Genomic DNA, 16,503 nt, shown 5'->3' with positions numbered 1-16,503 from the left:
TTTACTCCTTAACAGCACGCCAGGTCAAAATCGAGGCGTTCTGGTACCTGGCCATTTTCGCTATCCAGCGGCATAAAACGAATGGCAAAACGGCTTTTATGACCGGATATCTGCGGGTAGAGCTGTGAATCAAGCGGCAGATGCAAACGTAGCAAATCCGCATCGTCACCGTTATCCTGGTAAAAACCGTTCAGGCTAGTTTGTTTACGGAACGGTGCCGAATTACGGATTAGATCCAGAACCAGCGTCAGCGCCTGAGTCAGTGGATTCAGGCTGGCAAGCCAGTTTTCAACCTGCACATCTCGCTGCGACTGAGGCAGATGCAGCCAGATATGCAGAGTTGGCAAATCAAAACTGCAGCATCCACCAGGAATACTTAAACGCTGGCGTACAAGACCAATCAGGCGATCTTCACGTAGTGTTTGTCCAATACGCGGTGCTGAAATTAAAACGCTGCCTGCGCTTTTTAACTGCTGGCGCAGGGCATCTATTCTGCTTTGATCGACGCCGGGAACTTCAACCCAGGCCTGAAGTTTACGCTGTTGTCGTTCCAGTTCCTTGAGGAGTTCGGTACGGACTTCGCCGCGTTCAAATACATCCAATAAATCCCCAATATTTCTAAAAAAATGCAGTGCGCCTGCATAATCGGCAATGGGTAAGTTAACGGAGAGTTGCTGAGTCAGAAACTCAATGCGCAGCCATGTACGCATCTTCTCATTGAGAGGGTGTTCAAAAAGGACCTGGGTGTGCATTACGGTTTTTCCTGTGAGACAAACTGCGACGCGCAGTGCAAATAGCGCGCGTGCAGGCGGGCGACATCCGAGGTGATGGCATCCGGTGCGCCATTATTATCAATAACATCGTCAGCCACGGCAAGACGAGCTTCACGTGTTGCCTGGGCTGCCAAAATTTGTTCAACATGTTCGCGTGTCACATCATCACGCTGCATGGTTCGTCTGAGCTGGGTCTCGGGAGTAACATCCACCACGAGTACGCGATTGGCCTTTTTGTACAGTGAGTTTTCAACCAGCAGGGGGACAACCCATAACAGATAAGGAGATGTCGCTTGCTGAAACTGGCGCTGAGTTTCCTGTTGAATCAGTGGATGGAGCAGGGCGTTCAGCCAGGATTTTTCATCAGGATCGGAAAAAATACGTTCGCGTAAAATTCGCCGTTGCAACGTGCCATCTGCGGCGATGAGTTCACTGCCAAAATGTTCAGCAATCGCGTTAAGGGCAGGCGTACCAGGCTCAACAACTTGACGCGCAATAATATCGGCGTCAATCACGTTTATTCCGAGGTCAGCGAACGCATTGGCAACGGTACTTTTACCACTGCCAATACCGCCAGTTAAGGCTACCGTATACCTCATAGATCCGGATCCTGGAGTTTAAGTTTGATTATCAAACAGTTAAAAGTTAAGCATGCGAAGGCGAGGCTGCTGCAGGATTGACCTACTCTGCGCCAGGTAAATTTATGGGATTGTAGCGTAAAAAAAGAGAATTTCGCAGTCTTGCGCGGTATTGATTAGTGCGTATGATAGCGTCACTGGAGTTGTGAGTTTCGATTTTTCGCCATTAACCCCAGGAATCCGCACATGCGTATCGAAGAAGATCTGAAGTTAGGTTTCAAAGACGTTCTTATCCGCCCTAAGCGTTCTACTCTCAAAAGCCGTTCCGATGTTGAGCTGGAACGTCAATTTACCTTTAAACATTCAGGTCAGAAATGGTCCGGCGTGCCAATCATCGCCGCAAATATGGACACTGTCGGAACGTTTGCCATGGCAACCGCGCTTGCCTCTTTCGACATTCTGACTGCTGTACATAAACACTATTCCGTAGAAGACTGGTCTGCTTTCGTTGCGAATGCATCTGCTGATGTCATCAAACACGTGATGGTTTCGACTGGGACATCTGACACCGATTTCGAAAAAACCAAACAAATTCTGGCGCTGAATCCTGCGCTGAACTTCATTTGCATTGATGTGGCAAATGGCTACTCAGAGCATTTCGTTCAGTTTGTGTCGAAAGCACGCGAAGCATGGCCGACGAAAACAATCTGTGCCGGTAATGTGGTGACCGGTGAAATGTGTGAAGAGCTGGTGCTTTCTGGCGCGGATATCGTCAAAGTCGGCATTGGTCCAGGTTCTGTTTGTACCACACGAGTAAAAACCGGCGTGGGCTATCCTCAGCTGTCAGCGGTTATCGAATGTGCGGATGCTGCACACGGTCTGGGCGGTATGATTGTCAGCGATGGCGGTTGCACGATGCCGGGTGACGTGGCAAAAGCGTTTGGCGGCGGTGCAGACTTCGTCATGCTGGGTGGTATGCTGGCCGGTCACGAAGAAAGCGGCGGTAAAGTGGTGGAAGAGAACGGTGAGAAATTTATGCTGTTCTACGGTATGAGCTCTGAGTCCGCCATGACGCGTCACGTGGGTGGTGTTGCCCAGTACCGTGCAGCAGAAGGTAAAACCGTTAAGCTGCCACTGCGAGGTCCGGTTGAGAATACCGCCCGTGATATCCTCGGCGGTCTGCGTTCTGCCTGCACTTACGTCGGTGCGTCTCGTCTGAAAGAGTTGACCAAACGTACAACCTTTATTCGTGTGCAGGAACAAGAAAACCGTATTTTCAATAGCCTGTAAGAACAAATAGCACGCTGTAAAATGCCTGATGGCGCTCAGCTTATCAGGCCTACGTTCATGATTTTCGTAGGCCGGATAAGGCGTTTACGCCGCCATCCAGCATCTGAATTTACCCCATTCCGCTCATCGCATCTCCCAGATGAAAAATCGGTAAATACATCGCCACTACCAGCGTGCCGATAATTAATCCCGTAATCACAAGCAATGCAGGCTCAAGCAGCGCAGCCAGATTCTCGGCCTGAGACATTGTGTTTTCGCTATGATGCCGGGCCAAATTATGCAACATCGCATCCAGCGAGCCGGAAGCTTCACCGGTTCTCACCAGCTGTAAACACAGTGGACTAAATTCTCCTGCATTTTTCAGCCCTTGCCAGACCGATTTTCCGGCACTGATGTCTCGGTGTACCTGCGCTAATCGTTGTGACCAGAAAGGGCAGGCGAGGGTTTCCACTACGCTCTCCAGACCTTGTAGAAAGGGAATTCCCGCGTTTTGCGTCAACGCCAGAACGGTGAAGATCTGCGTGAGTTTTTGGCCCCTGACCAGCGGTCCCATAACCGGACAGCGCAGCAAAAAACGCTGACGCAGAATAAGCCAGGACGGTTTTTGCTGTATCAGGCTATATGTCACCCCCAGCACCAGGCCGAGTAATCCGATCATCCATCCCCATCGACTGCTGTAATGGGCAAGGGTCATAATCCCCTGCGTTAACGCCGGTAGCGGGGTGTTGAACGTACGATAGATGGCGGCAAATTCAGGTAGTACAAAGTGCAGCATCGCGATGACGACCATCACCGCCATGGTGAGAATGATGACTGGGTAACGCAGTGCTTTTTTAACTTTATCGGTCAGCTGCTGCTGTTGTGTCTGCTGGCGGGCCAGTTCAAAACAGCAGACGTCCAGTTTGCCGGTAAGCTCTCCGGTGCGAATCATCGCCTGGTAAAGTGGCGGAAAAACGTGTTGCCAACGCGACAGCGAGGCGGACAGTGACATACCTTGTTCCATGTCGTAAGCCAGCGAGCGCAGTAGTGCCTGCCACTGATTGCTGGGATGCTGGTCGGCAAGCAGTGTTAATCCGTCGCAAAGCGTCAACCCTGCTTTCAGTAATGTGGCTAACTGGTGTATGACTTCCGTGCTTTGTTCTCTACGCCAGTGCGAGGTTTTAACACGCATACTCTTAATACGAATTGGCGTAATGTGCAGTTGTTGCAGCGCATAGACCAGCGAGGGGCGATCGTCCGACCATAGCGCACCTTCTGCTGGCTGACCCTGAGCGTTTATGCCTTGCCATCGCCAGAGTTGCTTAACGGGCATGGGGCATGCCCAGTACACGGATGAGCTCTTCAAACGTCGTTAACCCTCTTTCAACCGCCTGACATCCGTTCTCGAAAAGTGAATTCATTCCCGCCTGATGGGCGCCGGATTCCACTATGTCAGCAGTGGTACCGTTAGCGATGAGCTGGCGTACTGTGGGTGTGATGGGCAGAACTTCAAACAGCGCCGTGCGGCCATAAAATCCCTGATAGCAGTGTTCGCAGCCTGGAGCCTGCCAGCGCGGAAGCGGCGTGGGCCAGAGCGATGCTGGCAGCGTGACCGGGACATCAAGGCGCTGCCGACAATGGGGGCACAGTTTTCTGACTAATCGCTGGGCGATAACCAGCGTCAGCGCGGAGGCGATCATCCATCGGGCGACGCCCATTTGCTGCAGGCGTACCAGTGTTTCACTGGTGGAGTTAGTATGCAGCGTTGAAAGAACAAGATGACCGGTTTGCGCGGCTTTAAGGGCGATCTCTGCTGTTTCACCGTCGCGGATTTCACCCACCATAATAATGTCGGGATCCTGGCGCAGCAGTGCACGTAATACACCCTGAAACGTCAGGCCTGCGCGCGGGTGAATTTGCGTCTGGTTTACCCCGTCAATCGGGATCTCTACCGGATCTTCTACACTACACAGATTCACCTCCGGGGTATTTCGGGTTTGTAGCGCGCTGTAAAGCGTGACCGTTTTGCCACTTCCGGTCGGACCGGTGACCAGAATCAACCCTTGAGGCTGCTGTAAGGCTTGCGCAAAGGCGACCATCTGCGCGTCCTGCATACCCAGCGCGTTAATTTCCAACGCCTGCTCAACCTGATGCAGCAGGCGTAACACCACTTTTTCTCCGTAGCGACAGGGGAGTGTCGCAATGCGAAATGAGATGGGGGCACCTGAAATCTCAACGGTAAATTGCCCATCCTGCGGTAGTCGGTGCTCGGCAATGTCCAGACTGGCCAGCACTTTTAACCTTGCGGTAAGCGCAATACCCCTCTCCGTCAACACCTCCGGTAACGTGTGCAGCACGCCATCTACGCGTAGCCGTATCCGATAGTGATGTTGTGCGGGCTCAATGTGAATATCAGATGCCCGTTTTACCAGCGCGGATTGTAGCGTCTGTGTGAGTAATTCTGCTGCTGTCGCGCTGCTTTCAGGGATGACCGCTGGCAGCATTTGCCGCGGTTTGTGCGCATGACCTTCCATTTGCTGGCGCGTCCAGCACACGATGTCGATGCGTCTGGTCGTGGCAAAATGCAGTGCATCCAGCAGTTCGTGGGAAGGCGCATCCACGACGGCGATGTGAACCACGTCATTGTCTGCATCCAGTAATATTCCTTGATAGCGTTGGCATAGTGCCGTCAGTTGCGTGGTATTCATCGTTGTTCCTTAGTTGGCATCAAAACGGAAAACGTCTTCACAGGCCTGCTGCAAAGCACCGTCATTTTGGATGTTGCAATTACGGCTCCAGCCGGTAATACCGTTGGCATTGTCCCAGTTGGGCGTCAGGGTGACGCTCAGACCGTTGAGGCTTTCCTGCCCGGTGAGGCTGACGACGCCTTTTTCGACGCTCATGCCGGAGACATAGCGCGTGGTGGCAGGAGAGGGAATACCATTGGCCCCGGCATCACAGGTATCCGTACCACCATGCTCCAGCGCGCAGAGCTCGACAGCAGTGCGATAGGGGACAAAGGTTTGCAGCATGTCGGTCAGTGCCGCCTTACGTAGATAGTTCTGATAAGCCGGAATACCGATGGCGCTGAGAATGGCAATGATGCCAATGACCACCATCAGTTCGATAAGCGTGAAGCCTCGTTGCTTGTCCATAGTTCGCTCCTTGAGTTAGCTGACGCTACTGTGGCAAACCGGAAGGTACTTAGGCGAGGGGCAAAAAATAGAATGGGAAGGCAGGTTCAGAGGGTTTTTACGAAATTACACAAGCAGACAACGTATTTGCGAGGGAATGCGAAGAAACTGCCGGATGGCAGCGTAAATGCTTTATCCGGCTGGGGTTGTAGGCCCGATAAGCGAAGCGCCATCGGGCATTACCATGAGCAATTAACGAAAACGCATGGAGAGATCGAGCGCGCGCACATGCTTGGTCAGAGCACCGACGGAGATGAAATCCACGCCGGTTTCGGCAAATTCACGCAGCGTTTCATAGGTGACGTTTCCTGAAACCTCCAGACGCGCCTGGCCGTTGGTCCGTTTTACCGCTTCGCGCATTTGGTCGGTCTCGAAATTGTCGAGCATGATGATGTCCGCCCCGGCTTTCAGCGCGTCGTCCAGTTCATCCAGACTTTCCACTTCCACTTCAACAGGAACGTCCGGATGCAGCCAGAAGGCTTTCTCTACGGCCTGACGCACCGAGCCAGAGGCAATAATGTGATTTTCTTTAATCAGGAAAGCGTCAGAAAGTCCCAGACGGTGATTCGCGCCACCGCCGCACAGCACGGCATATTTTAGCGCGGTACGTAGCCCCGGCAGAGTTTTACGCGTATCCAGCAGCTGCGTCTTTGTCCCTGTCAGCAGGTCGACGTAGCGGCGTACTTCACTGGCGACGCCGGACAACGTCTGCACAAAGTTAAGGGCAGTGCGTTCGCCGGTCAGCAATACGCGGGAGGGGCCGTCCAGTTCAAACAATGGCTGATTCGCTTTAATGCTGTCGCCATCTTCAACGTGCCAGCTGATTTTTACATCATCGCCAGCAAGTTGAATAAAGACCTCTTCCACCCAACGTTTTCCACAAAAAACGCCCTCTTCGCGGGTAATCACGGTAGCGTTGGAGCGCATATCCTCTGGCAAAAGTTGTGCAGTGATATCGTTCCTGGCATCAACGTCGCCGCCTAAATCTTCACGCAGCGCCTGAGCGACAGCTGCAGGGATATCCAGGTTGATACGTTCCAACAGCGCGTCACGTCGGGAGTCAGGGTTATAGCGGCGAGGCGGCATGATAAAACTCCAAATAGCTAACGAATCATAAGAGAGAAACATGCTACCCTGAACCCGATATGAGCACCACCAATAAGGAGATTCTGCATGTTGTTAGATAAGGGTTGGCTGGCGGAGGCGCGACGCGTTCCTTCTCCTCATTATGATTGCCGCCCGGATGACGAAAACCCTTCTTTGCTGGTGGTACATAATATCAGCCTGCCGCCGGGTGAATTTGGTGGTCCGTGGATCGACGCGTTATTCACGGGAACAATTGATCCTAACGCCCATCCTTTTTTTGCTGAAATCGCCCATTTGCGCGTTTCGGCCCATTGTCTGATTCGCCGCGATGGTGAAATCGTCCAGTATGTCCCTTTTGATAAACGTGCCTGGCATGCGGGCGTGTCGAACTATCAGGGACGTGAGCGTTGTAATGATTTTTCGATCGGTATTGAGCTGGAAGGGACGGATACGCTGGCCTATACCGATGCGCAGTACCAGCAGTTGGCGGCTGTAACGCATGTCCTGATTCAGCGTTATCCGGCGATTGCCAATAACATAACCGGGCATTGCAATATTGCGCCCGAGCGTAAGACCGATCCTGGCGCGTCTTTTGACTGGGAAAGGTTTCGCGCTCTGGTCACCCCCTCGTCACACAAGGAGATGACATGACGCTGTTTACAACATTACTGGTGCTGATCGTTGAGCGCTTGTTTAAGCTGGGTGAACACTGGCAGCTCGATCACCGAACGGAAGCCTTTTTTCGCCGGATTAAGCATTTTTCTATGGCCCGAACCCTTGGCATGACAATGATAGCGATGGGGGTGACATTCCTGCTGCTGCGTGCGCTGTACGGGCTGCTGTTTAACGTTCCGCTGCTGGTGGTGTGGATCTTAATTGGCGTGCTGTGCATTGGTGCGGGCAAGATACGCCTGCATTATCATGCGTACCTGAATGCGGCGTCGCGCAATGATGCCCACGCTCGTGAGGCGATGGCCAGCGAGTTAACGCTTATCCATGGCGTCCCGCCGGAGTGCAATGAGCGGGAGTATTTGCGCGAGCTGCAAAATGCGCTGTTGTGGAATAACTTTCGCTTTTATCTGGCACCGCTATTCTGGCTGATTGTCGGCGGTGCGTGGGGACCGGTGACGCTGGTCGGTTATGCCTTTTTACGTGCATGGCAGTCCTGGTTGGCACGCTATCAGACCCCGCATCAGCGTTTGCAGTCGGGAATTGATGCGATCCTGCATGTGCTGGACTGGATCCCCGTGCGGTTGGCGGGTGTGGTTTATGCGCTGTTGGGGCATGGTGAGAAGGCGCTGCCTGCGTGGTTTGCTTCTCTGGCGGATTTGCATACTTCGCAGTATCAGGTGTTAACACGTCTGGCGCAGTTCTCGCTGGCGCGCGAACCGCACACCGATAAAGTCGAAACGCCAAAAGCCGCCGTGGCGCTGGCGAAAAAGACATCGTTTGTGGTGGTGGTGATTATTGCGTTACTGACCATTTATGGGACATTAGTATAGCGTTATGCCGGATGGCGCTAACGCTTATCCGGCCTACACCATATGTAGGCCCGGTAAGCGCAGCGCCACCGGGCAATGGTTTTAGAATGTATCAGCAGGCGGGATGCCAAAATCCGGCATGCCGTTTTCGTCCCAGCGTACGAGTTTCAAACGTGTATGGCGGTTGGGATCGTATAGCGGGTCGCCCTCAATCTCGGTGTAGTTCCTCGCATGGTACACCAGCACATCTTCCCCTTCCGGCGTTTGCGTAAAGCTATTATGTCCCGGTCCGAACTGACGATTCTCGTAGCTGGTGGTAAAGACAGGACGCGGAGATTTGTGCCAGTTATCCGGGTTCAGTGGATCGGCACTGAGATCAATCCACAGTAACCCCATGCAGTAGTTTTCGTCGGTGGCGCTGGCGGAATAGCTGATGAACAGTTTGTCGCCGTGCACCATCACGGCAGGGCCTTCGTTGACCCAAAAGCCACGGCACTCCCAGTCGTACTCTGGATGACTGAGCATTACCGGCTCGCCTTTAATCGTCCACGGATTTTCCAGCTCCGCGAGATAAATATTGGAATTCCCGGCAATATCGGGGGATTTTTGCGCCCACAGATACCACTGCTTTCCCTGGTGGTTAAAAGTGGTGGCGTCCAGGGCGAAGGTATCAAACTGCGTTTTAATCTGGCCTTTCTCTGTCCAGGTGCCGGTTAGCGGGTCGGCATCTGCACACTCGAGGGCGAACATGCGGTGCTGGAACATTCCCAGCTTGTCGAGTGCCTGAGTGTGCGTAGCGGCAAAATAGATGTACCACTTGCCAGCAATATGATGGATCTCCGGTGCCCAGATCAGTTCGCTCATCGGGCCGCTGTCTGGTTTGCGCCAGACAACCACCGCAGCGGCGGTGCGTAGTCCTTCCAGGGAGTCAGCCCGCCGGATCTCCAGACGATCGTATTCCGGTACCGAAGCAATGAAATAATAGTGGCTGCCGTCACGGAGAATAAACGGATCGGCACGCTGTTCGATAAAGGGGTTAGGCCACTGATTCATCAGGCTTTCCTTGCATTTTCAGGAGATTTAATGTCGTGATACTCATTCAATTCACGGTAGTTGGCGCGACGCTTTTCCAGATCTGACTGGATTTGCTGCATAAACTCGCGGTCAACTTTCAGCAGACGAACTACGCCAGCAGTAATCAGATAGCCCACGCCCGGAATAAGGGTGAACAGCAGCATGATACCGTTAATGGCGGACTCGCTTTGTGCTTTAGCACCTGCGTCGTAACCGTACCAGGAGAGCAGGAATCCGACCATCGCCCCGGCAATCGCCAGACCCAGTTTCAGGAAGAACAGGTTGCCGGAGAAGCTGATACCGGTGATGCGTTTTCCGGTCTTCCACTCGCCGTAGTCATCGACATCGGCCATCAACGACCAGTGCAGCGGTGAAGGGATCTGATGCAGGATGTTGAGCAGGAAGTAGAGCACCATAATCATCACGGTAGCTTTTGGATCGAAGAAGTAAAACGCGCCAGAGAAAATCGCTAGTACGATATTGGTCCAGAAGAACACTTTCAGCTTGCACCAGCGGTCGGTTAACACCTTCGCCAGGATACTGCCGATCATCATGCCGACAACGCCGAGGCTAATAAACAAGGTGGCAAAGTGCGTGCTTTGTTGCATAACCCAGGTGACGTAGTACATGGTGGCAGCCATGCGAATAAAGCCCGGGCAGACGTTGCACAGGGTTAACAACAGGATTTTTACCCACTGATCGTTCTTCCAGACATCTTTCAGATCGGCTTTTAAATCGTCGTTGGTCTGGACGGCAGGACGCACGCGCTCGCGTACTGTCGCAAAGCAAAACAGGAACATGCACATGCCAATAAAGGCCAGCACGGCCATCGCCATCTGATAGCCCTTCGCTTTGTCTTCTCCACCGAACCAGTCAGCCATCGGCAGCAAAGTGAGAGAAAGTAGCAGAGTGGCAATGCCCACCAGCACAAAGCGATAAGATTGGCAGGCGACACGCTCTTTCGGGTCGTTGGTGATGACGCTGCCGAGTGAGCAGTAGGGAATATTGATCGCCGTGTAGGTGATAGACAGCAGGAAGTAAGTGACAAACGCATAGATAACTTTGCTGTTGTACGTCCACTCTGGGGTGGTAAACATCAGTACGCTGAATAATGCGTAGGGGAAAGCCATCCATAAAAGCCATGGACGAAACCGACCATATTTACTGCGTGTGCGATCGGCCATTGCGCCCATTATAGGGTCAGTTACGGCATCAATAACGCGAACTGAGAGTAATAAAACGCCGACCAATGCAGGGGCGAGGCCAAATATGTCAGTATAAAAATAGTTAACAAACAGCATGATAGCGCCAAATATGATGTTGCATCCGGCATCGCCCATACCATAGCCGATTTTTTCTTTCACCGACAGTTTACTGGTTTCCATCAACTGCGCTCCATAAATAAGATATGGAGAGAATTATTGTCTGGTGAGCGTGTTTTTGCGTTGCAGGATAGCGCCGCTGATATGGATGAAATAGTCGTCTGTGGGAAAGTGTGAGGCGGGGGGGGGGGAATTAATGTGCTTTAACCGCTCTGGCTGTTTTCTGCTTACACAGATAACCGACGCCAAGAATAGCAATCCACACCGGGATCAGGTAAACGGAGATTGCCATGCCCGGCGTCATCAGCATAATCACCAGCACTGCCGCCATGAAAATCAGGCAAACCCAGTTACCCAGCGGATAGAACAGCGCCGGAAAGCGACTGGCGACGCCCTGCTGTTGTTTCGCTTTGCGGAACTTGATGTGTGCAAGGCTGATCATCGCCCAGTTGATCACCAGCGCAGAGACCACCAGTGCCATCAGTAAGCCAAAGGCAGATTCCGGTGCCAGGTAGTTGATCAGGACGCACAGGGCGGTGACCAGCGCGGAGACGAGGATGGTATTCACCGGAACGCCACGTTTATCCACGTTCATCAGCGCTTTTGGCGCGTTGCCCTGTTGAGCCAGACCGAACAGCATACGACTGTTGCAATACACACAGCTGTTATAGACAGACAGGGCGGCGGTCAGCACCACGACGTTCAGTGCGTTAGCCACAAACGTGTCGCCCAGTTCGTGGAAGATAAGGACAAATGGGCTGGTATCTGCCGTTACGCGCGTCCACGGCATCAGGGAGAGCAGGACGGCCAGTGAACCTACATAGAAGATCAGGATACGGTAAATAACCTGGTTGGTCGCTTTCGGAATGCTTTGCTCCGGGTTATCCGCTTCTGCCGCAGTGATTCCGACCAGCTCCAGCCCGCCGAAGGAGAACATGATAATGGCCATCATCATCACCAGACCGGTGAAGCCATGTGGCAGGAAGCCACCTTGATCCCACAGGTTGCTGACGCTGGCCTGCGGGCCACCGTTGCCGCTAAATAGCAGCCAGCCACCGAACAGGATCATCGCCACGACCGCAATAACCTTAATAATGGCAAACCAGAACTCCATCTCACCGAATACTTTTACGTTGGTCAGGTTGATAGCGTTGATTACCACGAAAAAGACGGCGGCAGAGGCCCAGGTAGGGATCTCCGGGTACCAGAACTGGATGTATTTTCCGACGGCAGTCAGCTCAGCCATGGCAACCAGAACGTACAGCACCCAGTAGTTCCAGCCGGAGGAGAATCCAGCGAAACCGCCCCAGTACTTATAGGCAAAGTGGCTGAAGGAACCGGCTACCGGCTCTTCAACCACCATTTCACCTAGCTGGCGCATAATTAAAAAGGCGATAAAACCGGCGATAGCGTAACCCAGGATAATCCCTGGCCCTGCAGACTGGATAACGGACGCGCTACCGAGGAATAACCCGGTGCCTATCGCGCCACCCAGCGCGATAAGCTGTATATGGCGGTTTTTAAGACCGCGCTTTAGCTGATCGCCATGCTGTTGACTTTCCATCATGAAACCTCGTGTGTGGTTTTACTCTTCATCTTTCGAGTACTTATATTTTGAACCACGCAGTGACGCGTGTGTAAGTTTGCAATTCCGTTTGTTGTATTAATTTGTTTACGGAGATGCTTAGTAAAATGTTGCCTAAATACTTTTGTCTTGATCAGAATAATGTTATGCGAGCGCGAATGCACCTGCTTTATGAAGGGAGGATGACGAGTTGAATAAAAAGAAACCATTTGTAAGCGCGAGTTTATCTACCACAAAATTTCCATTTTGAATTTTTATTCGTTAATTTTGCTTTTTAAATCGATATTTAAGCAGGTGAATCGGTTCAGATGGGATAATTTTTCGTTTCAATTACGTTAAAACTACCTCGTGGTGGGTAAATTTAACATTTGTGCATAGTTACATGTTTGAAACGTTATTTCTGTAATGTTGTTAAAATATGCCTCCTTTACTGATTTCAATCAAAACCTGTATGGACAGAAGGTGAATACTTTGTTACTTTAGCGTCAAGAACATGAAATTGGTAAGACCAATTGACTCCGGGCAAATGGCTTAAGACAGGAAATCATGGCCTACAGCAAAATCCGCCAACCAAAACTCTCCGATGTGATTGAGCAGCAGCTGGAGTTTTTAATTCTTGAGGGGACACTTCGCCCCGGAGAAAAACTCCCACCGGAACGTGAACTGGCAAAACAGTTCGACGTCTCCCGTCCCTCCTTGCGCGAGGCGATCCAACGTCTCGAAGCGAAGGGTTTGCTGCTTCGTCGTCAGGGCGGTGGCACTTTTGTTCAGAGCAGCCTGTGGCAGAGCTTTAGCGATCCACTGGTAGAGTTGCTCTCCGACCATCCTGAATCCCAGTTTGACCTGCTTGAGACGCGCCATGCGCTGGAAGGTATTGCTGCTTATTACGCCGCACTACGCAGCACGGATGAAGATAAAACGCGTATCCGTGAACTCCACCATGCGATCGAGCTTGCTCAACAGTCCGGCGATCTTGACGGCGAATCTGATGCCGTTCTCCAGTATCAAATTGCTGTCACCGAAGCTGCGCACAATGTGGTACTGCTCCATTTGCTCCGTTGTATGGAGCCGATGCTGGCCCAGAACGTTCGTCAAAACTTTGAATTGCTGTATTCGCGTCGGGATATGCTGCCGTTGGTAAGCAGTCACCGTACGCGTATTTTTGAAGCGATTATCGCCGGGAAGCCGGAAGAGGCGCGTGAAGCGTCCCACCGTCACCTGGCGTTTATCGAAGAAATTCTCCTGGACAGAAGCCGTGAGGAAAGCCGTCGTGAACGCGCCTTACGCCGCCTGGAGCAACGAAAGAATTAGTGATTTTTCTGGCAGCAAGTTAACCAGAAGATGTTGTAAATCAAGCGCCATTTAAAGTGCGCGGCAACTAAACGCAGAACCTGTCTTATTACGCTCTCTGGCGAGAACGTAATGGGACAGGTTCCAGATAACTCAACGTATTAGATAGATAAGGAATACCCCCATGTCAGAACGTTTCCCAAATGACGTGGATCCGATCGAAACTCGCGACTGGCTACAGGCGATCGAATCGGTCATCCGTGAAGAAGGTGTTGAGCGTGCTCAGTATCTGATCGACCAACTGCTTTCAGAAGCCCGCAAAGGCGGCGTGAAAGTAGCGGCAGGTACAGGGGCCAGCAATTATGTAAACACTATTGCCGTTGAAGATGAGCCGGAATACCCGGGCAATCTGGAGCTGGAACGTCGTATTCGTTCTGCTATCCGCTGGAACGCCATCATGACCGTACTGCGTGCGTCTAAAAAGGACCTCGAGCTGGGTGGCCACATGGCATCCTTCCAGTCCTCCGCAACGGTATATGATGTGTGCTTCAACCATTTCTTCCGTGCACGCAACGAGCAGGATGGCGGCGACCTGATTTACTTCCAGGGCCACATCTCTCCGGGCATCTATGCACGTGCATTCCTGGAAGGTCGTCTGACTGAAGAGCAGATGAACAACTTCCGTCAGGAAGTTCATGGCAAAGGCCTGTCTTCCTATCCGCACCCGAAACTGATGCCGGAATTCTGGCAGTTCCCGACCGTATCCATGGGTCTGGGTCCAATCGGTGCTATCTACCAGGCTAAATTCCTGAAGTATCTGGAACACCGTGGCCTGAAAGATACCTCTAAGCAGACCGTTTATGCCTTCCTGGGCGATGGCGAGATGGATGAGCCAGAATCTAAAGGCGCTATCACCATCGCGACCCGTGAAAAACTGGACAACCTGGTCTTTGTTATCAACTGTAACCTGCAGCGTCTTGACGGCCCGGTCACCGGTAACGGCAAGATTGTTAACGAACTGGAAGGCATCTTCGCAGGTGCTGGCTGGAACGTTATCAAAGTCATGTGGGGCGGTCGTTGGGATGAGCTGCTGCGTAAAGACACCAGCGGTAAACTGATCCAGCTGATGAACGAAACCGTTGACGGCGACTACCAGACCTTCAAATCCAAAGACGGCGCGTATGTTCGTGAGCACTTCTTCGGTAAATACCCGGAAACCGCAGCACTGGTTGCTGACTGGACTGACGAGCAGATTTGGGCGCTGAACCGTGGCGGTCACGATCCGAAGAAAGTTTACGCTGCACTGAAAAAAGCGCAGGAAACCAAAGGCAAAGCAACTGTAATCCTCGCCCATACCATCAAAGGTTACGGCATGGGTGACACCGCCGAAGGTAAAAACATCGCTCACCAGGTTAAGAAAATGAACATGGACGGCGTGCGTTACATCCGCGACCGTTTCAACGTTCCAGTTACCGATGAGCAGGTTGAAAACCTGTCTTACATTACCTTCCCGGAAGGTTCTGAAGAGCATACCTATCTGCACGCTCAGCGTCAGAAACTGCACGGCTACCTGCCGGCTCGTCAGCCTAACTTCACTGAGAAGCTGGAGCTGCCGGCGCTGGAAGACTTCGGTGCACTGCTGGAAGAGCAGAACAAAGAAATCTCCACCACTATCGCTTTCGTTCGTGCCCTGAACGTGATGCTGAAGAACAAGTCGATCAAAGATCGTCTGGTGCCGATCATCGCCGATGAAGCACGTACTTTCGGTATGGAAGGTCTGTTCCGTCAGATTGGTATCTACAGCCCGAACGGCCAGCAGTACACCCCGCAGGACCGTGAGCAGGTTGCTTACTACAAAGAAGACGAAAAAGGTCAGATCCTGCAGGAAGGTATCAACGAACTGGGTGCTGGTGCATCCTGGCTGGCGGCTGCGACCTCTTACAGCACCAACGATCTGCCGATGATCCCGTTCTACATCTACTACTCCATGTTCGGGTTCCAGCGTATCGGTGACCTGTGCTGGCAGGCGGGTGACCAGCAGGCGCGCGGCTTCCTGATCGGCGGGACTTCTGGTCGTACGACGCTGAACGGTGAAGGTCTGCAGCACGAAGATGGTCACAGCCATATTCAGTCTCTGACTATTCCGAACTGTATCTCTTACGATCCGTCTTACGCGTACGAAGTTGCGGTCATCATGCACGATGGTCTGGAGCGTATGTACGGTGAGAAACAAGAGAACGTTTACTACTACATCACCACGCTGAACGAAAACTACCACATGCCGGCAATGCCGGAAGGTGCTGAGGAAGGTATCCGTAAAGGTATCTACAAACTCGAAACCCTCGAAGGTAAGAAAGGTAAAGTTCAGCTGTTGGGCTCTGGTTCTATCCTGCGTCACGTCCGTGAAGCAGCGCAGATCCTGGCGAACGACTACGGCGTAGGTTCTGACGTGTATAGCGTCACGTCCTTCACTGAACTGGCGCGTGATGGCCAGGATTGTGAGCGCTGGAACATGCTGCATCCGCTGGAAACTCCGCGCGTTCCGTACATCGCTCAGGTGATGAACGACGCACCGGCTGTAGCATCTACTGACTATATGAAACTGTTTGCCGAACAGGTTCGTACTTATGTACCGGCTGATGATTATCGCGTACTGGGTACTGACGGCTTCGGTCGCTCTGACAGCCGTGAAAACCTGCGTCACCACTTCGAAGTTGATGCTTCCTATGTGGTTGTAGCGGCACTGGGCGAACTGGCTAAACGTGGCGAAATCGATAAGAAAGTGGTTGCTGACGCTATCACCAAATTCAATATCGATGCAGATAAAGTTAACCCGCGTCTGGCGTAAGAG

The 16,503-nt window shown here is 52.3% G+C and carries 14 protein-coding genes; 5 read left to right on the top strand and 9 right to left on the bottom strand.

Annotated features, from left to right (window positions below):
- Positions 1 to 8: 8 nt before the first annotated feature.
- Together zapD and coaE are read right to left on the bottom strand one after the other, a co-directional pair.
- The gene (gene zapD, locus FDW88_RS03105) at positions 9 to 752 is read right to left on the bottom strand and encodes a cell division protein ZapD (protein WP_115259451.1); all 744 of its coding nucleotides are present in this window, start codon (positions 750 to 752) and stop codon (positions 9 to 11) included.
- Positions 752 to 1,372: a dephospho-CoA kinase gene (gene coaE, locus FDW88_RS03100; RefSeq protein ID WP_135912586.1), complete on the bottom strand. Its 621-nt coding sequence runs from the start codon at positions 1,370 to 1,372 to the stop codon at positions 752 to 754. The genes zapD and coaE overlap by 1 nt, the downstream gene beginning before the upstream one ends.
- Positions 1,373 to 1,597: 225 nt before the next feature.
- Here coaE and FDW88_RS03095 point away from each other — a divergent pair, with 225 nt between their 5' ends.
- Positions 1,598 to 2,641, top strand: a complete 1,044-nt coding sequence (locus FDW88_RS03095) for a GMP reductase (protein WP_115259449.1) — start codon at positions 1,598 to 1,600, stop codon at positions 2,639 to 2,641.
- A gap of 109 nt (positions 2,642 to 2,750) precedes the next feature.
- On the opposite strand, the gene hofC is transcribed toward FDW88_RS03095, so the two are convergent.
- The 4 genes from hofC to nadC all read right to left on the bottom strand — a co-directional run bounded on the left by hofC (position 2,751) and on the right by nadC (position 6,900).
- On the bottom strand, positions 2,751 to 3,953 hold the full coding sequence (gene hofC, locus FDW88_RS03090) for a protein transport protein HofC (protein WP_137362003.1): 1,203 nt from the start codon (positions 3,951 to 3,953) through the stop codon (positions 2,751 to 2,753).
- Positions 3,943 to 5,328, bottom strand: a complete 1,386-nt coding sequence (gene gspE / locus FDW88_RS03085) for a type II secretion system protein GspE (protein ID WP_137362002.1) — start codon at positions 5,326 to 5,328, stop codon at positions 3,943 to 3,945. Before gspE ends, hofC begins: the two co-directional genes overlap by 11 nt.
- 9 nt (positions 5,329 to 5,337) lie before the next feature.
- Entirely contained in the window at positions 5,338 to 5,775 is a 438-nt protein-coding gene (gene ppdD, locus FDW88_RS03080; RefSeq protein WP_115259446.1) for a prepilin peptidase-dependent pilin, read from the bottom strand.
- Between the two features lie 231 nt (positions 5,776 to 6,006).
- Positions 6,007 to 6,900, bottom strand: a complete 894-nt coding sequence (nadC, locus tag FDW88_RS03075; protein WP_137362001.1) for a carboxylating nicotinate-nucleotide diphosphorylase — start codon at positions 6,898 to 6,900, stop codon at positions 6,007 to 6,009.
- Between the two features lie 87 nt (positions 6,901 to 6,987).
- On the opposite strand from nadC, the gene ampD reads away from it, so the two are divergent.
- Entirely contained in the window at positions 6,988 to 7,551 is a 564-nt protein-coding gene (gene ampD / locus FDW88_RS03070) for a 1,6-anhydro-N-acetylmuramyl-L-alanine amidase AmpD (protein ID WP_096758288.1), read from the top strand.
- Positions 7,548 to 8,402, top strand: coding sequence for a beta-lactamase regulator AmpE (ampE, locus tag FDW88_RS03065; protein ID WP_137362000.1), 855 nt, complete (start codon positions 7,548 to 7,550; stop codon positions 8,400 to 8,402). Before ampD ends, ampE begins: the two co-directional genes overlap by 4 nt.
- Before the next feature lie 81 nt (positions 8,403 to 8,483).
- Here ampE and FDW88_RS03060 read toward each other — a convergent pair whose 3' ends face one another.
- From FDW88_RS03060 to aroP, 3 genes are all read right to left on the bottom strand, one after another.
- Positions 8,484 to 9,434, bottom strand: coding sequence for a family 43 glycosylhydrolase (locus FDW88_RS03060; protein ID WP_115259444.1), 951 nt, complete (start codon positions 9,432 to 9,434; stop codon positions 8,484 to 8,486).
- Positions 9,434 to 10,840, bottom strand: coding sequence for a glycoside-pentoside-hexuronide (GPH):cation symporter (locus FDW88_RS03055; RefSeq protein WP_115259443.1), 1,407 nt, complete (start codon positions 10,838 to 10,840; stop codon positions 9,434 to 9,436). The genes FDW88_RS03060 and FDW88_RS03055 overlap by 1 nt, the downstream gene beginning before the upstream one ends.
- A 130-nt stretch (positions 10,841 to 10,970) precedes the next feature.
- Complete coding sequence (gene aroP / locus FDW88_RS03050) at positions 10,971 to 12,344, bottom strand: aromatic amino acid transporter AroP (RefSeq protein ID WP_096758284.1); 1,374 nt, start codon at positions 12,342 to 12,344, stop codon at positions 10,971 to 10,973.
- Between the two features lie 564 nt (positions 12,345 to 12,908).
- Here aroP and pdhR point away from each other — a divergent pair.
- Both pdhR and aceE read left to right on the top strand, forming a co-directional pair.
- Entirely contained in the window at positions 12,909 to 13,673 is a 765-nt protein-coding gene (gene pdhR / locus FDW88_RS03045) for a pyruvate dehydrogenase complex transcriptional repressor PdhR (protein WP_096758283.1), read from the top strand.
- Positions 13,674 to 13,836: 163 nt separating this feature from the next.
- Positions 13,837 to 16,500, top strand: coding sequence for a pyruvate dehydrogenase (acetyl-transferring), homodimeric type (gene aceE / locus FDW88_RS03040; protein ID WP_096758282.1), 2,664 nt, complete (start codon positions 13,837 to 13,839; stop codon positions 16,498 to 16,500).
- Positions 16,501 to 16,503: the final 3 nt, after the last annotated feature.

It is taken from the genome of Citrobacter sp. wls829 (assembly GCF_005280825.1).
GTDB classification, from domain to species: domain Bacteria; phylum Pseudomonadota; class Gammaproteobacteria; order Enterobacterales; family Enterobacteriaceae; genus Citrobacter; species Citrobacter gillenii.
This window is presented reverse-complemented; position numbering and strand designations above follow the sequence as displayed.